The organism is Psychrobacillus sp. MER TA 171, from assembly GCF_023713305.1.
GTDB lineage: Bacteria > Bacillota > Bacilli > Bacillales_A > Planococcaceae > Psychrobacillus.
The window spans coordinates 174,645-196,590 of the sequence record NZ_JAMAWN010000005.1; the positions used below are offsets into that span (position 1 = coordinate 174,645).

22 protein-coding genes are annotated in these 21,946 nt (G+C 35.7%); 19 read left to right on the forward strand and 3 right to left on the reverse strand.

From position 1 onward, the window contains the following. Positions 1 to 74 precede the first annotated feature (74 nt). Positions 75 to 1,781 (forward strand): sensor domain-containing diguanylate cyclase, encoded by a 1,707-nt coding sequence (locus M3627_RS07265; protein ID WP_251553458.1) that lies wholly within the window; start codon positions 75 to 77, stop codon positions 1,779 to 1,781. Between the two features lie 94 nt (positions 1,782 to 1,875). Here the strand turns inward: M3627_RS07265 and M3627_RS07270 are convergent, their stop codons facing one another. From M3627_RS07270 to M3627_RS07280, 3 genes are read right to left on the reverse strand one after another with little or no spacing between them, the layout of a single operon-like run. After that, complete coding sequence (locus M3627_RS07270; RefSeq protein ID WP_251553459.1) at positions 1,876 to 3,564, reverse strand: hypothetical protein; 1,689 nt, start codon at positions 3,562 to 3,564, stop codon at positions 1,876 to 1,878. A 1-nt stretch (position 3,565) separates the two neighbouring features. Next, on the reverse strand, positions 3,566 to 4,063 hold the full coding sequence (locus M3627_RS07275) for a hypothetical protein (RefSeq protein WP_251553460.1): 498 nt from the start codon (positions 4,061 to 4,063) through the stop codon (positions 3,566 to 3,568). Beyond that, positions 4,056 to 4,457 (reverse strand): type IV pilus modification PilV family protein, encoded by a 402-nt coding sequence (locus M3627_RS07280; protein WP_251553461.1) that lies wholly within the window; start codon positions 4,455 to 4,457, stop codon positions 4,056 to 4,058. Before M3627_RS07280 ends, M3627_RS07275 begins: the two co-directional genes overlap by 8 nt. Before the next feature lie 251 nt (positions 4,458 to 4,708). Between M3627_RS07280 and M3627_RS07285 the strand changes: the two genes are divergently transcribed. The 18 genes from M3627_RS07285 (at position 4,709) to minD (ending at position 21,493) form a co-directional block, all read left to right on the forward strand. Continuing rightward, complete coding sequence (locus M3627_RS07285) at positions 4,709 to 6,016, forward strand: VanW family protein (RefSeq protein WP_251553463.1); 1,308 nt, start codon at positions 4,709 to 4,711, stop codon at positions 6,014 to 6,016. Positions 6,017 to 6,037: 21 nt separating this feature from the next. After that, positions 6,038 to 7,702: a GspE/PulE family protein gene (locus tag M3627_RS07290; RefSeq protein ID WP_251553464.1), complete on the forward strand. Its 1,665-nt coding sequence runs from the start codon at positions 6,038 to 6,040 to the stop codon at positions 7,700 to 7,702. Positions 7,703 to 7,712: 10 nt separating this feature from the next. Then, positions 7,713 to 8,753: a type IV pilus twitching motility protein PilT gene (locus M3627_RS07295; protein WP_251553466.1), complete on the forward strand. Its 1,041-nt coding sequence runs from the start codon at positions 7,713 to 7,715 to the stop codon at positions 8,751 to 8,753. Further along, a complete protein-coding gene (locus tag M3627_RS07300) occupies positions 8,753 to 9,958 on the forward strand; it encodes a type II secretion system F family protein (protein ID WP_251553467.1) in 1,206 nt (401 codons plus the stop codon). Before M3627_RS07295 ends, M3627_RS07300 begins: the two co-directional genes overlap by 1 nt. Positions 9,959 to 9,989: 31 nt before the next feature. Beyond that, on the forward strand, positions 9,990 to 10,514 hold the full coding sequence (locus tag M3627_RS07305; protein ID WP_251553468.1) for a type II secretion system protein: 525 nt from the start codon (positions 9,990 to 9,992) through the stop codon (positions 10,512 to 10,514). A 118-nt stretch (positions 10,515 to 10,632) separates the two neighbouring features. Continuing rightward, entirely contained in the window at positions 10,633 to 11,610 is a 978-nt protein-coding gene (gene pilM / locus M3627_RS07310; RefSeq protein WP_251553469.1) for a type IV pilus biogenesis protein PilM, read from the forward strand. Between the two features lie 2 nt (positions 11,611 to 11,612). Next, positions 11,613 to 12,200, forward strand: coding sequence for a hypothetical protein (locus M3627_RS07315; protein ID WP_251553470.1), 588 nt, complete (start codon positions 11,613 to 11,615; stop codon positions 12,198 to 12,200). After that, positions 12,197 to 12,919, forward strand: a complete 723-nt coding sequence (locus M3627_RS07320) for a hypothetical protein (RefSeq protein ID WP_251553471.1) — start codon at positions 12,197 to 12,199, stop codon at positions 12,917 to 12,919. Before M3627_RS07315 ends, M3627_RS07320 begins: the two co-directional genes overlap by 4 nt. A 42-nt stretch (positions 12,920 to 12,961) precedes the next feature. Then, positions 12,962 to 14,521, forward strand: coding sequence for a sensor domain-containing diguanylate cyclase (locus M3627_RS07325; protein WP_251553472.1), 1,560 nt, complete (start codon positions 12,962 to 12,964; stop codon positions 14,519 to 14,521). A gap of 9 nt (positions 14,522 to 14,530) precedes the next feature. After that, positions 14,531 to 15,286, forward strand: a complete 756-nt coding sequence (locus M3627_RS07330; protein WP_251553473.1) for a prepilin peptidase — start codon at positions 14,531 to 14,533, stop codon at positions 15,284 to 15,286. Positions 15,287 to 15,372: 86 nt separating this feature from the next. After that, positions 15,373 to 16,032, forward strand: coding sequence for a hypothetical protein (locus M3627_RS07335; protein ID WP_251553475.1), 660 nt, complete (start codon positions 15,373 to 15,375; stop codon positions 16,030 to 16,032). 93 nt (positions 16,033 to 16,125) lie between these two features. Continuing rightward, positions 16,126 to 16,728: a Maf family protein gene (locus tag M3627_RS07340; RefSeq protein WP_251553476.1), complete on the forward strand. Its 603-nt coding sequence runs from the start codon at positions 16,126 to 16,128 to the stop codon at positions 16,726 to 16,728. Continuing rightward, positions 16,725 to 17,423 (forward strand): RadC family protein, encoded by a 699-nt coding sequence (gene radC / locus M3627_RS07345; protein ID WP_251553477.1) that lies wholly within the window; start codon positions 16,725 to 16,727, stop codon positions 17,421 to 17,423. The genes M3627_RS07340 and radC overlap by 4 nt, the downstream gene beginning before the upstream one ends. Before the next feature lie 90 nt (positions 17,424 to 17,513). Continuing rightward, positions 17,514 to 18,533, forward strand: coding sequence for a rod shape-determining protein (locus M3627_RS07350; protein WP_169359895.1), 1,020 nt, complete (start codon positions 17,514 to 17,516; stop codon positions 18,531 to 18,533). 13 nt (positions 18,534 to 18,546) lie between these two features. Then, positions 18,547 to 19,458, forward strand: a complete 912-nt coding sequence (gene mreC, locus M3627_RS07355; protein ID WP_169359896.1) for a rod shape-determining protein MreC — start codon at positions 18,547 to 18,549, stop codon at positions 19,456 to 19,458. Further along, positions 19,455 to 19,982 (forward strand): rod shape-determining protein MreD, encoded by a 528-nt coding sequence (gene mreD / locus M3627_RS07360; protein ID WP_169359897.1) that lies wholly within the window; start codon positions 19,455 to 19,457, stop codon positions 19,980 to 19,982. Before mreC ends, mreD begins: the two co-directional genes overlap by 4 nt. 37 nt (positions 19,983 to 20,019) lie before the next feature. Beyond that, positions 20,020 to 20,691, forward strand: a complete 672-nt coding sequence (gene minC / locus M3627_RS07365) for a septum site-determining protein MinC (RefSeq protein WP_169359898.1) — start codon at positions 20,020 to 20,022, stop codon at positions 20,689 to 20,691. A gap of 1 nt (position 20,692) precedes the next feature. Further along, entirely contained in the window at positions 20,693 to 21,493 is an 801-nt protein-coding gene (minD, locus tag M3627_RS07370; RefSeq protein ID WP_169359899.1) for a septum site-determining protein MinD, read from the forward strand. The last annotated feature ends 453 nt before the right edge of the window (positions 21,494 to 21,946 follow it).

The window sequence follows — 21,946 nt, forward strand, 5'->3', positions numbered from 1 at the left end:
TATATATGTTATAATCTTTATAATACAAATATATGTAAAATTAATAGATATGTTGAAGGGAGGTCTAAAGGTCTATGGAATTCACTCAGAGAGCAAAAAATATAATGATAGCCGTATGGTTTATCTTTGTTCCACTAGGTACTCTGTTAGTGTATATAAATTCCCCAACAAAACCTACCGAATGGGAAAACTACGGCTACTATTTGCTTTTAGCCTTGTTATCTAGTGTATTTCCTTTTGTGATAGCCGGATCCACCATTGTTCTAGTCCTTTGGGTCAATGTAGCAATTTTCATGCAGTTCGGTATACTAGCAGAATTAATTTCGATGCAATTATGCATGTTTCCTATTATCTACCACATGAAAATAACACGTGAAACGTTATTTAAATACTTCTTCAACTCATCTATGTTTTTCTTTCTTTCCGTAATATGCGGAAGTCTTATTATTGGACTTGGATTTGAAGTGGGTAGTGTGAATATAATGGACGTTATTATTTTTGGTTCCTTATATGCCATCTCTTATATTTTCATAAACCATATTATATTATATGGGCGAGAAGTAATTTGCGGCTTTAAACCACTTTTTCTTACAAAAGATTTCTATTGGGAAACTGCATGTCTTTTAATGACATTGCCTTTTGGGCTAAGCTTATATTTATTTGAAGCTGCAATAGGTCCCATTGCTTTATTGTTAATGGGAATCCCGTTAATGACAATAACTGTGATCGTTCGTTTATATAGTGATTCAGAAAAAGTCAATAATGATTTGAATAAGGCTAGTGAATTTGGACATGAGTTAGCGGAACGTTTAACATCTAATGAAATACTAGATATTTTTGTGGAAAGAGTTTCTAACATGTTCCCTATTGATAGTGCTTTTATTGTTGATAATTTAAATGGCAAATTTATTATTTTACGCGCAATGGTAGATGGAAGTATGAAAGAGCTAGAATTCCCTCATGAAGAAATTCAAAATAGCTTTGTAGGTGCGTGTTACGATAAAGGGGAGCCAACCCTGTTTAATAAACAGGTAGAATGGACTTCACAAAAGCCTCCATTTTTATCAACAGAAATGCAAAGTGTCATGTGTGTACCAATTTACCGCAACAAAAAAATTGAGGGAGTATTGGTTCTAGCAACAAAGAGTAAGTTCGCATTTGAGCCATATCAGTTAAATATAGTTCATTTATTATGCTCCTATTTTGCTGTTTCCCTTGAAAAAGCAAGATTTGTTCGCGAAGCTGTTGAACAAAGTGAAATTTGTGAGCTTACAAAACTCTTTAACTATAGATATCTAGACAAACAAATAGCGCGCGATATGGCAAAAATGGAGGTAGGGGCTTATCAATCTCTGTCATTAATCATGCTGGACATAGATAAATTTAAAGCCGTGAATGATACGTATGGACATCATAGTGGAAACCTAATTCTTAAGGAATTTGCTCAGCTCATAAAAAGTGAAATTGGCAAGGAAGGCACTGTAGGAAGATACGGTGGAGAAGAGTTCGTTGTCATCCTTCCTAATTACACCAAGCTACAAGCCATGAATCTCGCCGAGCAGCTGCGATTAAAAATCGAGCAAACGCCATTTATGGTCGAGCTAGACCTAGCTGATGTAACAAGAGAAGAAATCATCTTTATTACAGCTAGTATTGGCGTTTCGACTGCTCCAGAGGACAGCGACGAGGGCAACTCTCTTATCCGTAATGCCGATCGGGCACTGTATATCGGAGCGAAGCAGGCAGGTAGGAATAGGGTTGCGGAGTATGTGAAGTCTTAATAACAAGTATAAAGGCGAGTATGCTGTTAACTAGCATACTCGCCTTTATCTGTTATAACATTTTGAACTGTACTATTAGGGTGGTCAAGTTTACTTATAGTTCTCTATCCTTAACTATAGGAGGTTCGACTTTATATATAATAGGTTCAGGTTGTTTAAGGTTAGAGAAGGTTTCAATTATATCCTCGTCGTATATAATCTGAAGTCTAGAGTTTCCGTTTCTTTCTTTGTTGCCATTCAAAATAACCTTAGGTGCTGAAACTCCTCCTTTAATTTTTAAATTAGAAAGTACACCGAAAATTTCCAGATCTTTTTCTGAGTAGAAGAAGCCATTTATTTCACTAGGGGTATTTTCTAATACAGAGTTAAAATTTATTCTGATTTTTCCTTTGGAAAAAATTATGAGATTTCCCATTTTGTCATCAGTTAATTGCTTTCCTTTAATTTTTGAAAAGTGAATATCTACATCACCTTCTGCATATATTAGTAAGTTACTCGTTAATTCTGCTCCTTGAATATTGACATTTTCTCCAACATATATTGGTCCATCTAAAATATTTTTATTGACTGGTAGTAAGATAGCTTTACTGCCTACATGTAGGTTACCACCTACATGTAGACCATTTTTAAAGGTAATATCAGAATTATATATATGAAGATCACCTATCGTAGAGAATTTATTGAAAATATGATTTCCTGTTAAACTAAAGGAAGCGTTTGGGTCCTCTATTTCTCTACATTTTAAAAGAAGACCTTCAAAATAGCATCTGTCTTTTGTTACTGTAGGTATGAGAGTATCTATCTCTTTTGTCGAAGGATTTATTGGTAGATTAAATCTACCCGTCGAATAATTCCCTTGTGAATTAATCATAAAGTTCTTTTTTTGGTCGGTGATATTAATGAAACTACTAGAAGGTTCTTTTTTTATAAACTCGGCTTGAGACTTAGAGAAAAGATTATTAAGGTCTCTTTCTTTAGTATAATAACTTTTATCTAAAAAATCTTTTTTATTGATATGTTTATTGTAATTAATATTAAACCATTCATGTATCTTGTAAGAGTTCCCTGCAAGAATTATTTTAGATTTTTCTTTTCCCTTAGTTGGTGATATAGTCGGTAATTCATCTCGTGCCCAAGTAGGCAAGTACAAGTATGTTTTTTCAGAAGTGATGAGATTTCCATCTATTTTCACGTCACCTGTTATAGACACGCCCCCATGAAGAAATAAATTTCCTTCTCCGTCTTCAATTCCATCTTTTTTATTTAAATTTGTTCCAACAGCATAATTTAAAACTTCTGGTGAAACCTCGGCACCGATTTCAATATCTGTGTAGATAATCCTTGAAAGGTCACCTGATTTTCCTATACTTTTAATTGTTATCAGTTTTCGTAAGTTATTCTTTTTTTCTATTCCATTGGTTACTTCAACTACAGGGGCTGAGTTGGTTATACATGCTGTATAAGTATTTGCTTTTAAATTTTCTTCTGTTTCACAATTATTAAAATCGGGCATATACGGAATTTTATTTAAATTACTTTCAAAAATCTTCCTTTCAACGCCATCTCCAATTCCTTCAATCAATTCTGAATTAATCTCTTGAGTCATTCTGTCTATACCTTTTTCAGCTAAAGCAGAAGCTCTTACCTCATCTTGTCTTACCTCATTTTTACTTGCTCCACTTAAAGTTAAAGATATTAAACTAAGGCCTAATATACTAAAAATTAAGAGAAGAACAATAGTGATTATAAAGGTATTTCCTTTTTTGTTTTTAATAACATCCATTTTATTCTTCCTCTCTATCATTTATAGTTTTTACTTGAGTTTCAAACATCTTCTCTTGATTATTTTTTTTATTAGTTAGAACGAGAATGACTTTATAGAGACTGTTATCAGTTTTTTGGATATATGATTTGGATGAGATACCAATATGTTTATTTTCAGGGCGAATGTAACTGTCTTCTATAACAATTTGATCATTGTCAAAACCACTTTTTCTGGGAGGGGAATTATCTTTTTTTATTAAAAAATAATTTTTATTTGAGACTTTATCGGGCAATGATTCGATTTGTGTTTCTTTTGTTGTATATATTTCTTTTGTTAATGTAGCTATTAGAAAATCAGCTTCATCTCTCATTGCATTAGAAACTTTTATATTTTCATAATGCTCTACTCCTTTTGTTATTAAGGAAAAAGAAAAAATTGCTATTGTAGTGTATAAAAGTAGAGATGCTAATAACTCTAAAAGTGTTAATCCACTTGAATTAGATAGATACTTACTCATAAACCACATACCCTTCTACTGAGCTATTGTTTTGACTAGATAAAGATTTTATTTCGACTTTGGCGTTAAAAATTTGCAGTTCCTTTTCTCTCATATCTTGAAATGTATAAGTTACTATTTTGTAATTTTCATCGTTTAATTTTATTTCACGAGTAAAAGACGTGTTGTATAACAAATTTGAGTCTTTTTCAATCTTATCTATGTGTTCAAATGGGTTAATTTTTAATCTTTCCAATTCAGCCTCAGCTAAATAAATCATGACTAATTTCTCATTATTTTTAACAGTATTGACACTAGTATTTATAAATAATTGAAAAAACGAAAGTAGAACTATTGATATGATAGCTAATGATGCAAGAACTTCAACAAGTGTTAACCCCTTTTGATTTACCAAAAAAACACCCTCTTTGACCTATTAATATTTAAAGTAATCTATTATACTTCCAATATTATCATAAAAAATACGAATAAATAGATACAAATATAGAGTTTTTAGAAGAATTATGAAAAAATAGCTACTAAAGTCATGTGTAATTTTACTTAAATTACGTTATTATCTTTAATATACTCTTATTTTTAAGAAAAAAATCCATTTTATAGGTTAAAAAAGGTAATAATAAGTGAATTAAGAAGTGGGTGAATAATATGAGGAAGATTATTTTAATATCTATAGTATTTGTCTTATTTTCAATAGTTATCCTTAACGGTGTGGCAAATGCCGAGAAGAAAACAGATGGTGGTAGCTCCACTATTGGTGGCGTAACTATAGAAACTAAAGATCGTGAAGAGGTCATTGCTCTTTTAAATGAAGAAATAGCAAAGTGGAAAGAACGACCAATAATCTTAAAAACTCTAGCCAAGGAAATTGTACTTGATCCAAATAGCTTTAGTTTTAATGTGGAATATAGTTCTCAATCCTATATCGATGCAACTTCCAATGCTTGGTTTAAATTTTGGAAGAAAGATGCTGAGGTGAATCTTCCTTTAACAGTTGAAATAGATGAATCTTTAATAGAAATGCTAGCTCAATATCCATCACTAAATATAGAGAAAACGATTGAAAATATAAAAAGAAGTGTAGAGAATCTAGTATCAACGCCAATTGAAGCTGTAGAGCTCGATTATACTATTTTAGAATCCGAGAGAATCGCCTTTAGTCTTGAAAGTGTAACTCAAAATTTAGTGGGACAGGCAGATATTATTGAAGCATTGAATGATGTGGTCATACCCGAAGGTCAGACTTTTTCGTTATTAACTAAGCTACAGGAGTCAAATGTTCCATATAACGATGCCACAATGGACTTCATTGCTTCGCTCTTATATGCGACTGTCCTTCAAACAAATTTTGAAATCGTCGAGAGACACTCGCAAGGAATAATTCCTTCGTACTTAGAGCCTGGTATTGAGGCTGATGTAGAAAGTGATTTTAGTAAAGACTTTAAATTTATAAATTCTATTCAACTACCGGTTGTCTTGAAGGTTGGTATAAAAGGAAACGAAATATTAGTTGAATTTTATACAGCTCAATCTGAAATAAAAGGCACTTATGAAGTTTTAGAAAAGGAAATTGTTAATCCTCGTACAATCTACCGTTACTCTAACAGTTTAAAAGAGGGAGAAGAGGAGTTAGTTCAGGAGGGGGAGCCAGGTTTAAGAGTTACTGTATATCGTACAGTAGCGGATAAGATAGGCCCTTATGAACTACAAGAAGTAATTAGCAAGGATTATTATCCACCAAAGCATCGAATCGTACTTACGTCTATTAAAACTTCAGTAAGTGCTGGATCTAATACTTTGACTGACATAGATTTAAATGGAGATGGGTTGCCAGATATAGAAGAAACAGATAAAGGTCCATCTAACACTCCAGATTCACCTAATTCAGAGCAAACTGGTGAATTACCAGAAGGTAGCTATTACGATAAGGCTGGAAATATTATTACACCGAAATAAAGAAATACGAGGTGAGAAAAAATGAAAAGCAAGACTCGTAAATTATTAGGAGACCTACTAGTTGAATCACATGTTATAACTTCAACTCAACTTGATCATGCGTTAAAAAACAAAAAACGAGAAGAGAAGCTTGGAGATTATTTAATTAGTGAGAACTTAATTACAGAGCAACAATTAATAGAAGTTCTAGAATTTCAATTAGGTATTCCACATGTGAATTTAAACCAGTTTTCTATAAATCCTGAACTCATCCAATTGGTTCCTAAGGAATTAGCAAAGCGAACTAATGTAATGCCTTTAAGAAAAACGAAAAATAAATTATTGATTGCTATGGCAGACCCTATGGATTATTTCGCTATCGAAGAAATACGAATGGCCACTGGATGTCAAATAGAGACAGCCATTGCAGCTAAGGATGATTTATATCGCACGATTACAAAGTATTATGATTTTCAGGAATCCATGGAGCAAGCGTTAATCGATATGTCTCCAAAGGAAATGGAAAACGATACGCAAATAACGGACGAGGATTCGCCAATAGTTCGCCTAGTCAATCAAATCATAGCTAATGGTGTTGCTCAAAGAGCTAGCGATATACATTTTGATCCTCAAGAGACGGAATTGCGAGTACGTTATCGTGTGGATGGGATGCTTAAAACAGAGCGTTCACTTCCTAAATACATGCAAAATGTCGTACTGGCCCGTATTAAAATTATGGGAAATCTTAATATTACTGAAAATCGTATACCTCAGGATGGCCGTATTAAAATTACAGTTAATATGAGGTCGATTGATATTCGTCTCTCTACTCTTCCAGCAATTTACGGGGAGAAAGTAGTAATGAGGATACTAGATATGTCAAATGCCTTAAATGATGTGACTAAACTTAACTTTAGCGATAAAAATTTAGCTGCATTTAACAAAATGATTGAACATCCAAACGGAATTGTTTTAATAACTGGCCCAACAGGTTCAGGGAAATCATCCACTCTTTATGCAGCACTTAACAAGCTGAACGATGAGCATATTAACATTATTACCGTTGAAGATCCAGTGGAATATCAATTAAATGGCATAAATCAAATTCAAGTTCGCGAAGAAGTAGATTTAACGTTTGCAGTCGGATTAAGATCTATATTACGACAAGATCCCGATGTAGTAATGGTAGGAGAAATCCGAGATCTTGAGACTGCTCAAATAGCTGTTCGAGCTTCTTTGACTGGGCACTTAGTTTTAAGCACTCTACATACTAATAGTGCGGTAGAGTCGGTATCCCGCTTGAAGGATATGGGAATCGAGCCATTTTTATTATCTTCTTCGCTAGTAGGTATAGTTGCTCAAAGGCTTGTGCGAAAAGTGTGTAGAGATTGTAGAGAAAGTGCAGTTCCAAGTATTAGAGAAAAAGAGATTTTCATGGAAAGAGGAATAGAACTAGATAAGATCCAACGTGGAAAGGGCTGTCCAGCCTGCAATCAAACTGGCTATCGGGGCAGACTCGCAATCCACGAAGTCCTACGGGTAGATGAATACGTCAAAGATATTATTTTAACTGGGAAAAGCCCATCTGTTTTAAAAAGTCATATGAAAGAAACTGGTTTTCTTAGCCTTCTAGATGACGGGTTAATGAAGGTTAGAGACGGACTAACTACTACTGAGGAAGTATTGAGAGTAGCAACTGTTAACTGAGGTGAATGAGATGGATTTAAATATTTTTGACTTATTAGAAAAAGCATATCAAGATAAAGCCTCTGATCTTCATTTAACAGTTGGCCTGGCGCCGGTTTTTCGAGTTCATGGGAAGCTTGAAAACTTTGGAGATTACCAGTTGCAGAATAATGACACTAAAAAAATGCTGGAAGATCTGTTAGATACGGATGCACTGCATGAGTTTTCACAAAAAGGAGAGCTGGACTTTAGTTTTGCTCTAGAGGACTTATGTAGATTTCGGATCAATGCGTATCTCCAACAAAATAACGTTGCCATTGCTATAAGAATAATTGAATCAAGCATACCTTCAGTTGAAGATTTGGGAATGCCTAACGTCCTTTACTCACTTGCTGATAAACCTCAGGGTCTAATTCTAGTGACAGGACCTACTGGTTCAGGAAAGTCTACAACTTTAGCTGCGATAATCGATTATATTAACGCAACTAAATCAAAACATATTATTACGCTCGAAGATCCCATTGAATATGTTCATAAACATAAGAAATCTATCGTCAATCAAAGAGAAGTTGGTTCAGATACACAAAGCTTTTCCAATGGATTACGAGCAGCACTGCGTCAAGATCCGGATGTGATTCTAGTAGGAGAAATGCGAGATTTAGAAACGATCTCTACGGCAATCACAGCAGCTGAAACGGGTCATTTAGTAATGGCTACATTGCATACGAGTAGCGCACCAACAACAATTGATCGTATTATTGACGTTTTTCCGCCTCATCAGCAAGGGCAAATTCGAATCCAGCTTGCAAATGTCCTACAGGGAATTGTGTCCCAACGTCTCTTCTCTAAGGTTAATGGAGCAGGCAGAGCTGTAGCGACTGAAATCTTAATCCAAACGCCGTCGGTTACTAACCTTATACGCAACGAGAAAATTCATCAAATCAAAAATGTGATGCAAACTAGTCGAGCGTTAGGAATGCATACCCTTGAATCATCTATTCAGCAGCTCCTAGTCACTAAACAAATTACTTTGGAGGCTGCGAAGCCGTTTATGAATGCAGGTGAATTTTAATGACTGTATACAAATATGTCGGGAGAACCACGACAGGAACCATTAAAAAAGGAATCGTGGATGCACCAAATAAACAAGATGCCGTTGTCAAACTGCGTTCTCAAGGAATCAATGCTAGAGAGATTGACGAATCGAAGAGTATTCTTCATAAAGAATTATCGCTTGGCGGCAAGGTGAAGAATGAAGATTTTGTTATTTATAGCAGACAATTTGCAACACTTATCCGTGCAGGTGTATCGATACTTGAATCTACGAAAATTTTAGCCGAGCAGACCTCAAGCAAGCCTTTAAAAAATGGGCTGCTAGCAATTGAGGAAGATGTTCGCTCTGGTATTTCCTTCTCTGATGCAGCTTCAAAAAATCCAAAAGTTTTTCCTGCATTATTTGTCAACATGATTAAGGCTGGAGAGGCTACCGGTAACTTAGATTCAGCATTAGATCGTTTAGCGTTTTCCTACGAAAAACAATTCAATTTAAAGAAAAAGGTTCAATCGACATTAGCTTATCCTATTATTCTTTTATGTTTAACCTTAATTGTCTCGGTCTTTTTAATGCTAACGATTGTCCCTCAATTCGTGACGATGTTTGATGACATGGGAGCAGAGTTGCCGTGGATCACTAAAGCGGTAATGGGGTTAAGTGAATCTCTCCAAGCATCGTGGTATATCTATTTATTACTTATTATATTAGTAGTTTTTATCTTTCATTACTTCTTTAAAAACAATGAGAGGTTTAACTATTCCGTACATTTGTTTCTTTTAAGAGTTCCAGTATTCGGTAAGCTGCTACAAAAATCCGCCATAGCGAGAATGACACGGACTCTATCATCATTATTCAGTAGTGCCGTTCCAATCCTTCAGGCGTTAACGATTGTTGAAAGAGTAATTGGTAATCCAGTAGTAGGAAAAGTGGTAAAAGAATCAAGATCGAGCCTAGAAAAAGGGGGTACATTATCTGCTCCACTTTCTAAAAGCTGGATTTTCCCTCCACTAGTGTCACAAATGACTGCAATAGGTGAGCAAACCGGTTCATTAGACTATATGTTGGAAAAAATAGCCGATTTCTATGAGGATGACGTTGACAGAACAGTTGATAGTTTAAAATCTCTTATCGAGCCATTAATGATCCTTCTTTTAGCAGGAATTGTAGGAACAATCGTTATGGCCATCATGATTCCAATGTTTAGCATGTATGAACAAATATAAAAACAACTCATTTAAAGGAGGTGAAAAAGTCATGGATATAAATCAACATGTATCAAATGAAATGACAAACAAAGGGGATAGTTCAATGAAAAAGATGAAGCACTTATTAAAAAATCAAAAAGGTTTAACGCTTGTCGAGTTACTAGCAGTTATTGTAATCCTAGCAATCGTATCAGCAATCGCAGTTCCAGCAATCGGTGGAATTATAGAAAATAGTAGATATAGCGCAGTAAAAGCAGATGCAACAAATGTATTGAATGCAGCGAAGATGTATTTTATCGATAATCCGGAAGAGAAGGTTACTGATGGAGGAACTAAAACAGGTACTTTAACAGTAGATGTAGCTACACTAAAAAAAGAAAACTATTTAGAATCGTCTGGTAAAATTGAAACCGGTACAGTTACGAAGGGAAGTCCAAATACTATCAGTGCAGGCCCTATAACATTCTCGGGAAGTAAATCTATTACTTTTACTGATGCAACTTTAGATGATATCAATAAAGATACACAAAAAGGTAGCGGGGATATTAAGCCTATAGTAGGAACTAAAAAATAGTTAGATATCTGGATACTACAGCAGCCCTGCGCTGCTGTAGCTTTTAGTAAAACTTTTGAGCAAACGATCTTCGTTCATTGAAAAGTGTTACTAATTCTTATACATAGGGGAGAATGTCATGTTTGATCGATTCAAAAAAAAATCCAATCGATTTGTCGTTATGGATATCAATGAGTTTTTAATTAAAGCTGTTGTGTTAAACACAAACCAAATTGAAAATGCTGTAATTTATCAATCTCCTTTAGAGGATGGCATATTTGACGGAGATACATTAGTAGACGAGATGGCGTTCTATGAGCTAATGAAGGAACTCTTAGAAAAATGGGGGTTGAAGCGTTTAGATGTTCGTTTTTTTGTCCCTGAAAGTACAGTTATGATGAAAACTTTTGAGCATCCAGATGATATTGCAACTGAGAATTTAAAGGGATTTGTAGAAATGGAGCTTGGGAGATCTATTCATCTACCATATTCTCAGCCTTTACTCGATGTTTATGATTTTAAGCAAGGGGATGGAGAGGCTACTCTTTTTGCTGCTCCCTCAGAAGAAATTATTAAAGTGGCTGGTCTATTAGATGATTTATCTTTACATCCTTCTGTTGCAGAAATAAGAGCATTGGCTTCTATACGATTTTTTGAGGAAGTAATGAATATAGAAAGTACTAAGAGCTACTTAATAATGGAATGGTCTATTGCTGGAGTTTCTATCAGTATTTATTCGGGTGGTAAAGTTGAATTTCTGCGTTATCAATCAATCGAAACAGAACGTTCTAAATGGATTATCGAGACTAAAGATGAGGAATTTATATATGAATATACCGGAGACCCTGAAGAATATCGGGGCCAACTCATTGATCAAATTGCTGAAATTGACCGCATTTTAAACTTTTATCGTTTTTCTTTGTACAAAGGAGAAAAAGCGGTTGATGAGATTATTATATTTGGAGACAGTCCTGAAATGGAATATATCTATTCAGAAATGGTAGCTAATTTAGTTACCCCTATCCAGTATTTTGATGACACAAAGGTAAAAAACAAGTATACGAATTTTAATTCAAGAGATATTCCGTTAATTGGGCTTATTTATAGGGAGGTATAACCATGGTTCCAAATATAAACCTCTTACCTCAAATGGAGAGAAGAAAAAGTAATTCCATACTAGTATTAGTCATTGGAATTATTTTAATTGTGACAGTTCTTTTGTGGTTTTTTATTCAATACATGAGTTTAAAGGGTGACATAGAGCTTTTAGAAAATGAAGAAATTTACTCCATAGAAGAAAAGACGGATCTAGCAGATTATATGTCTAATGTAGATCTTTCATCGGAAGGGGACTTCCCTTCTTCTGTTGCTTTTGCAGAAACAATTTCTTATCCTGTTAGCCCTTTACTTATAGAAGTAGATACGTTAATAGAGGAGCATACATACTTACGACAGTATGGATTTTTAGAACAAGGAATGACTTTAGTAGTCGATATTGAAACATTAAGTTCTCTTTCCTATTTAGTTACCAATCTATTAAATAGTGAGTATTTTACAGATGCGAAAATTGAAAGCATCGCTAACTTCAACCCAAGTAATGATACTGAAAACAATGAAGTACATTTTAATATAATTCCTAGGTATTCAGCTACATTAACTTTAGAAATAGATACAGGTTACTTAAGAAATGGGGGTGGAACTCCTTGAATGAATTAGTTAGCAATAAAAGAAATGCTTATTTAATAATAGGGGCCCTTGTCTTGTTATTGTTATTTGCTATCTATTATTTTATTATTTCTCCACTAAAGGCTGAAAAATATTCGAAAGAGATCTCTGTCGAAGTACTTCAGGGGGAAGTGGCTTCATTAAAAGAACAATATAATTCGTTTCAAGCTTCAGATGTAAAGGTTGATAATATATTTGCGTTAGAGTCTAAAGTTCCATATGAACGAGAACTAGATGAACTATTGCTATCTTTAGAGCAAGTGGAATTGATTAGTGATTCTAAGATTGAAGCTGTAGAATTTAATAATTATGATGGGATACTTGATCAAATGCAGCTAGAGATATACCAAGAAGGTAGTGTGGAAGAAGAAGTAACGGATTCAGAAGAGGGTATTGAAGCTGAAGAAGAATCAGAATCAGCGGAAGTTACTGAAGGCACAGTGGAGGAGCCTCCTAGTTCACCTGTAGCTGATGCGCCTTTACCAGCTAATCTGAAATTGATTACCTTTAATGTATCTGTCCAAACTAAAAATTATGAGCATTTAGTTCTTTTAATAGAAGAAATTGAAAATTTAGAGCGAGTAGTGAGAGTAGATCAAATTACGATGAATGCTCCTGGGGAACAAGAGCTGCTATATGAAGAATCACCTACTGCTACCTCAGCTACTATTCAATTGACTACATTCTTTCATAAGGAATGATTCATCTAACATTTAAAATATAACTAGATAGGGAGTCTATCTATGTCGATATCTCAATTGTGTATGTATCTAGCCGTGTATGTGCTGCCGGCTTTATATTTGTTTGGCTTAGCTTGTGTGGTGCTAATACAGCAGTCCAGGAGATTGGAAAATAGATTGATTACGGCTATTTTAGTGGCCTACAGTTTCCTTTATTTTGGGGAGTTTTTTCGGCACCTGTTACCGATTGAATATAGTTCAACCGTTTCTGGTATTGGACTTGGTTTAATTAGTTTGTTAGTGGTGAGTCTTACTCTCCATTTGTATATACACGTTTCCAACTTGTACATATATATCCCTCGTATCGTATATCCTGGCGTCTTTTATGTACCTTTTTTGATTGTGCTAGTGGCTCAAATTTTACAATGGAGGATCATTCCATTTATTTTACACGAGCCAAGGGGCTTCTGGTACGTGCCTATTTATAATGAGGAATATTATTTCGTTTTAACGATATCAGCTATATTGACTCTTATAATGGTTTTTATTTTAATTATAGGCTTGCGAAAGACCGTGAATTTACAGCAACGCAAGTTATTAAAGTTTTTAATGGTTTGTACAGTGGTTGTGTTTACTTTAAAGGCTTCTATGGGTTATCTAAATTTCGGTGAACATATACCTCCCTATACATTCCTGATCGAAGGAATTGTTTTCTCCATTTTTATATCTTTTTCCTTCCTGCATAACGATTTACTGCCTAACATCTCACGGCGGTATCGAACCTTATTTGATATCAGTCCCATACCGATCATGATATTAGATAATAACTTGGATATTTTAGAAATAAACAAGCAAGGTAAGTTTCTATTGAATATCAGTGACCCAACGGATATGAATTTGATGAAATATGCACGGACCAAGCATAATAAAAAACTTCTCCGGAAACTAATTGAACAACTTCAGCTAAAAGGTACTTTACGAGACTATTCTTTGGCGCTAGACAATCTATACCTTGATGGCCGAATACACATCTCCGTAGATGCCAAGTACGTGGTTACTGGAAAGGAAAGAATCTACTACGCTATGCTTAGAGATGTCACGAGCGAGGTTGAAAAGGAAAAGATGATTATGCATATGGCCTATCATGATGTCCTGACCGATTTACATAATCGAGCTTTTTTTGTCACGCATATTAGCAAAAAATTAGTAGAACTGTCGCAGAGGGAAGCTGGAGAGGCATACTTTGTTTTACTAGATTTAAATCAATTTAAGATTATTAACGATAGCTTTGGTCATTCGGTGGGGGATCAAGTATTGCAATATACTGCTGAAGTTTTGAAAGATGCAACGAATAAAAACGATTTGGTAGCCCGTTTTGGTGGAGATGAGTTTGTTTTATTTTTAGATGACTTTAATACCCGTGAAGACTTTGAAGGATGGCTATCTCAATTAAGAATGACATTTGAGGAAAAAAACTTTATTTATAACGATATCCATATCAAGGTTATACCAAGTATTGGGATAGCCTACTGCCCTGAGCAGGGAGATTCCTTTGAGGATCTTTTTCATGTAGCTGACCTCAATATGTATGCAGATAAAGAAAGTTTAAAAAGTAGGAAATAAGGTGTTTGAATGGAAATCGTAATCGCAATATTTGTATTTATATATGGTTTAGTGCTTGGCTCTTTTTATAATGTAGTGGGACTAAGGGTGCCGAAAGGTGAATCTATTGTTCGCCCGCCTTCTCATTGCACGATATGTGATCGCAATTTAACGGCTAAAGACTTGGTGCCGGTCTTATCCTATGTTTTTTTGAAGGGAAAGTGTCGAGGATGTGATACTAAAATCCATTGGGTTTACCCAGTCATCGAGCTAACTACAGGCGTATTATTCACATTTGCATACTTCCAACTAGGTTTTTCGTGGGAGTTCTTTATTTCGCTATTGTTTATTTCTTTATTAATAATCATTACAGTTTCCGATATTGCGTATATGCTCATCCCTGATAAAATACTTTTATTCTTTTTAATTCCACTAATTATTGGTCGCATTATCTCACCTTTAACTCCTTGGTGGGACAGTATAGTCGGAGCAATTGTTGGATTTGGAATTTTACTCTTAGTTGCTATGGTGTCGAAAGGTGGCATGGGTGGTGGTGATATCAAGCTTTTCTTTGTTATTGGTGTCGTGTTAGGAACGGTATCCACCTTAGTGACATTGTTTTTAGCCTCTGTTATAGGAACGGTAGTGGGTATTATTACGTTGAAAATTTCCAAGCAAGGAAGGAAAACCCCTATTCCATTTGGACCTTCTATAGCAATCGCAGCGATAATTTCTTTTTTCTATGGTCAAGCAATTGTCGACTTGTATATTAATTTGTTTTTTTAACTCGATAAGTTTTTAGGACGAGCCGACAAAGGTCTTGTCCTTTTTTAATTGGGGAATGGTAAAGTGGTGAAAAAAGAGGTGAAATTATGCCATTTCGAAAAAAAAATCCTAAGAAAATGATTTTAATGGCTGGACTACAAGGGCTTGTTATAGGAGTTGTCGGGGTTTTATTGTTTGGGTTGTTATTAAATATAGCTAACGATCGGAAGGTAGAAGGGGAAGCAAGTGGAGATAAGAATAATACGGAAAAGCCGGCTACCGAAAATGGAAAGGAAACGGGAGGAGAAAAGGTAGAGACATCTGCGGAGCCGTCCCTAACTTTCAAGGCCAAGCAATATGGAATGTTCTCTACAAAAGAAAGCGCCATTTCTTTTATGGCAGTTGAACCCTCACTAGAGCGTGCCGGTATTGTTCAGGCAGAAGGGCAGTTTTATATTTGGAGTGATTTATATGTAAAAGAAACTGCTGCTGTTAGTACAGAAGCATTGCCATCCTTTATAAAAAATTTTTACGTGTCTACAAGCAGTTGTGAGAATCCAAAAGTTAAAAACATGATGACATTATTGACTGAGGAAAATTTGTCTAAAAATTTTTTTGACTCCATTGCCAGTAAAGAAAAATATCCCGATGATCTAGCCACAATTGTTCAAGCTATCACAACGTTTTCGGACAGTCCATCAGTCATTCGACTACATGTTTTTACCCACTATTTAGAACAGAACGATTGTGTAAAATTAAATTTTTAAATAAGAAAACAGCCTAAAATCAAATAGTCACGTTTTTAACACAATTTTCATTTTCTCCATTCTTTTGTATGCTTAGGAAAAGGGGGAATTTCAATGAAAATAACAACAAATAACAGAATAATTCTAGCAAGCGAGTCACCAAGAAGAAAGGAGCTTTTTGGTAGATTAGGGATCCCATTTGAAATACAAGCCTCTGGTGTATCCGAGGATGTCGAACAGGAGCTATCTCCAGAGGAATTTACACTTGCGATAGCGACCAAAAAATCAGATGAAGTAGTACAAGGAAATGAGGATGCCATCGTTATAGCGGCGGATACTACTGTATATTTAGGCGAAAAGCTATTAACTAAGCCAGTTGATTCTAATCAGGCAAAAGAGTTTCTTCAAGCACTATCTGGTCAAGAGCACCGGGTAATCACAGGAGTATCCATCCAAGGAGCAGGTATTTCTATTGGCTTTACCGAAACTACTGCCGTGCAATTTTACGAACTGACAGAAGAACAGATAGATGCTTATGTTGCTAGCGGAGATTCACTCGATAAGGCAGGCGCTTACGGTATACAAACAATGGGTGGAATGTTCGTTGAAAAAATCAATGGCGATTACAACAATGTAGTCGGATTACCGCTAGGCCGTTTGTTCCAGACACTTTTAACATTGAAAGTCATTCAATTAGAAAAGGAGATTTCTGAATGAGTGTTAAAATTCCTCCAGCTCTCATGATCCGAGATGTACATATAGCGGACAGACCAAGAGAGAGACTGATTAGACAAGGTGCCTCAAGCTTATCAAACCAAGAACTACTTGCAATCTTGCTTCGTACTGGAACGAAGCAAGAGTCTGTTCTTCATCTTGCCAATCGAGTATTGGGTTTTTTTGAGCAGATTCAAGAGTTAAAAAATGCTACACTGGAAGAAATGATGACGGTTAAAGGAATTGGCCAAGCAAAGGCTGTCCAACTTCTAGCAGCTGTCGAGCTAGGAAAAAGATTATCACAGCAAAAAACGAATGAAAAGTTTACCATAAGGTCCCCAAATGATGCAGCCACTTATTTAATGCCAGATATGACCTCCCTCACGCAAGAACACTTCGTAACTTTATTCCTAAATGTAAAAAATCAAATACTACACAAGCAAACGATATTTATCGGGTCTTTAAACGCTTCCATTGTTCACCCTAGGGAAATATTTAGAGAAGCGGTAAAACGTTCCGCTGCATCCATTATTTGTGCTCACAACCATCCTTCAGGAAACCCTTCTCCTTCGACTGAAGACATAGATGTAACGAAACGGTTGATGGAGGCAGGAAAGCTTATGGGTATTGAGCTTCTTGACCATGTAATCATAGGAGACCATCAATTTATAAGTTTAAAAGAAAAGGGGTATATGTGACACTGTGCATTTTTCTTTCTTTCCGTTATAATAAGTGTTATTACTTAAAATAAGTGAAACTTGTTTAGATTAGAAAGGGAGTAAAAAATAGTGTTTGGATTTGGATCAAGAGATGTAGGAATAGACTTAGGAACAGCGAATACGCTTGTTTTCATCAAAGGGAAGGGCATCGTTTTAAGAGAGCCTTCCGTAGTAGCAAAAAACGTACAAAACGGTGACATTGTTGCAGTAGGTAACGATGCAAAAAATATGATTGGTCGTACTCCCGGTTCTATTGTGGCGATTCGCCCAATGAAGGATGGGGTTATCGCTGATTTTGATACTACCTCAGCCATGATAGAATACTATTTGAAAAATGCGATGAAGTCATCAGGAATGTCTTGGAGCAAGCCCAATGTCATGATTTGCGTACCTTTTGGTATTACTTCAGTAGAACAACGTGCTGTAATTGATGCTGCAAAGCAAGCAGGAGCTCGTGAAGCATTGACTATCGAAGAGCCATTTGCAGCTGCAATCGGAGCTAATCTTCCAGTTTGGGAACCTACAGGAAGTATGGTCGTTGATATAGGTGGAGGAACTACAGAAGTTGCTGTTATTTCTCTTGGTGGAGTAGTAACGAGTGAATCCGTTCGTGTTGGCGGGGATGCAATGGACCAAGCGATTACAAGCTATGTTCGTAAGACGTACAATCTAACAATTGGTGAACGTACTGCAGAGGCAATCAAGATGGAAATTGGATCTGCACGTGTTATGGAAGCAGAAGAGTCTATGGATATTCGTGGTCGTGACCTTGTGACGGGGTTACCAAAAACAATTGAAATATCATCAAAAGAGATCGCAAATGCATTGCGCGAATCTATTGCGTCTATCATTGATGGAGTGAAGAAAACATTAGAACAGACTCCTCCAGAGCTTTCAGCAGATGTAATGGAGCGCGGCATTATGCTTACAGGTGGTGGAGCTTTACTTCGTAACCTGGACAAAGTGATTAGTGATCAAACGAATATGCCAGTATTTATCGCTGAAAACCCATTAGATTGTGTTGCAATCGGAACTGGTAAAGCGTTAGATCATATGGGATTATTGAAACGTCAACAAACAAAAGGTTAAGGGGAAGTGAGATATGCCACAGTTTTTTTCAAATAAGCGATTAATCTTGCTACTTGTAGGGATGATTTTTCTTGTGGCACTTATCAGCTTTACATTGCGCGATCGAAATCATGCATCATTGCCAGAACAATTAGTAAAAGATGTAGTCGGTTTTGGACAAACGTTGTTTTCCAAACCGACTCAGTATGTAACGGGTGTTTTTAACAATATAGATTCTTTACTTAATACATATGATGAGAACAAAAGATTGAAAGCAAGATTAGAAGATTATGCCTCCTTACAAGCAGAAGTAAATGATTTAAAGCTCGAAAAAAAAGAATTACAAGAAATAGTTGATAAAAAAGAAGACCTTCGTGATTTCAACCCTATCCAAGCAACGGTTATTGCTCGTAATCCCGATCAATGGGAAGAGAAAATAATCATTAATCGGGGAGAGATTCATGGAGTAGAAGCTAATATGGCCGTAATGACTGCCAAAGGTCTAATTGGTAAGGTTATATTAACTACTCCATATACCTCTACGGTTGAGCTTTTATCTACACAAAACCCGAATTATCGTGTATCAGCTGTCATTGCAAGCGAAGAGGGAGAAGTGTTCGGATTAATAGAAGGCTTTGACGAAGAACGAAAAGAATTAGTTCTGAAGAGAATTGATTCGGAGTTTGAGGTGAAAAAAGGACAGAAAGTTACTACCTCAGGCTTGGGTGGAATATTCCCAAAAGGAATTTTAGTTGGTGAGGTAACTGAGGTTACCACTGATGATTATGGTTTGACTAAACTCGCTTACATTAAACCAGAGGCAAGCTTCTCTATATTGGACCATGTAATCATCGCAAATCGTTCTATGAACGGAGTAGATGGTTCTGATGGTGCTAATACGGAGGCTGACTTGGCTGCCGAGAAAGAGGCAGGGGATGGCTCATGATGCGATATCTAGTAGTGCTCATTTCGGTTCTATTATTTTATATGGAACCGATTTTTGGTCTTTTCTCGCCAATCGAGCTAAATAATGAACTTTATACACTAGTACCAAGGTTTTTAATTATATATTTGATTTTTGTTTCTATTTATTATGATAAAAAAAGGGCAATGTTATATGGATTGTTGTTTGGGCTCTTGTACGATGTCTTTTTCATTGATATTATTGGATTATATTCTTTTATTTACCCATTAATGTGCTTGGTAGCAAGTTTTATAGTAAAATTTATACACCAACACTTGCTGGTAGCTACTATCTTGTCGCTAGTTTTAGTGGCAGTAGTAGAGACATTGCTATTCTTTTTCTATACAGCAATTGGTATTAAAATCATGACATTTAGTAGTTTTTATGAACATAATCTTTTACCAACAATGTTGGCGAACCTCATCTTTATATTGATGTTCGGATGGTTATTTAAATATATTCTTCTATACCGTTTTAATCAAAAAGCATTACTTCTTCAAAAATAATATTTTTTGGTTTCACAGTAGATCTGAGGTGACTTGATTGACGAAAAAGCAGTTAATATCGATTAAAGGAACGAAAGAGGGCCTTGTATTACGTTTAGACGATCAGTGTTCATACACAGAACTTTTAGAAGAATTAACGAAAAAGGTTTCTGATGAAGGTTTTGAAGGCCAGGCAGAAGTACTCTTACAACTTGGATATCGATATTGTAATGACGAACAGGCAAAAGAAATTATAAATTGTGTACAACAGACGGCACATCTCCGTGTTTCTAAAATACAGAGTGAAGTAATGACCGTTGAAGATTGTAATAGAAGATTATTAGAAAATCAGTCAGAGACATATGTTGGGATTGTAAGGTCTGGACAAGTCATCAAAGCAGTGGGCGACCTCGTGGTCATTGGAGATGTCAATCCGAATGGACGAGTAGTAGCTGGAGGAAATGTGTTTGTTCTTGGAAGGTTAAAGGGCATCGCACATGCTGGTTCAAATGGCAATAAAAATGCAGTCATCGCAGCTTCCTGGCTAGAGGCAACCCATCTAATAATTGATAATGTTATAGAAACGATGACGGATGAGTTAAGTGTCTTATCGGAGCAACCCGAAATGGAATGTGCTTATTTACATACTAATGGCTCTATCGCAATTGACCGTTTACAGGAGCTTAGATTAATAAGACCAAATTTATCGACATTTAAAGGAGGAAGCTAATGTGGGAGAAGCAATCGTAATAACTTCAGGTAAGGGAGGAGTCGGTAAAACGACGACCACTGCTAACCTTGGTACTGCATTGGCTTTGCAAGGTAAGAAAGTTTGTTTAATGGATACAGACATAGGTCTTAGAAACTTAGACGTTGTTCTAGGACTAGAAAATAGAATTATTTATGATTTAGTAGATGTTGTGGAAGGTCGCTGTAAGATTCACCAAGCATTAGTAAAGGATAAACGTTTTGAGGATAAACTTTACCTTTTGCCAGCAGCACAAACAACGGATAAAAATGCAGTCAATCCTGAACAGATGAGAGAACTGGTTACAGAGCTTAAACGAGATTATGACTATGTATTAATAGATTGCCCTGCTGGTATTGAACAAGGATATAAGAATGCAATTGCAGGTGCTGATAAAGCTATTGTTGTCACGACACCTGAAATTTCAGCTGTGCGTGATGCAGACCGTATAATCGGCTTGTTAGAGCAAGAGGAAGCTATCGATCCTCCAAAGTTAATTATCAATCGAATCCGCCAGCATCTTATGCAAAGTGGAGACGCTTTAGATATTAATGAAATCACAACACATTTATCCATCGATTTATTAGGGATCATAGCGGATGATGAGAATGTTATTACATCTTCCAATAAGGGTGAGCCTGTAGTAATGGACCCATCTAACCGTGCTGCACTTGGTTATCGAAACATTGCAAGACGCATTCTAGGAGAATCCGTACCACTTATGTCAATGGATACCCCTAAAAAAGGCGTTATATCTAAATTAAAATCTATTTTTGCTAAATAAGAAAATAAGAGACATTAGAAGAAGGCACTTTCTGTTCTATTTTGAACAGAAAGTGCCTTCTTTGTTTTTGATTTACTTCATAATTGGCTAAAGATTCACTGCTTATATCATAGTGGTTCTTAATCTCTCTACGTGAAAAAAAGTGTAAAGAAAATGTTTCAACTTTGTGCTATTTCTTATCTCATTATACTTCTCCTGGTAGCCTTTTTTATCTTATATAGAAAGTACCTTATGTTTAATGATCTAAAAGGATGATATTAATTGATTGAAACGGAAGACGGCTACTCCAGCCGGCATAGCATGAGGTGAAGACCCCACAGGAGCACAGCGAGGGCACTGAAAAACTTACGTTTTTATAATAATTTTGTTTTTGAAAATTAAAAAAGGGTACTTTTTGTTCAAACTGAACAGAAAATACCCTTTTTCATTGCCTTATTCTTGCTCTCATTCGTT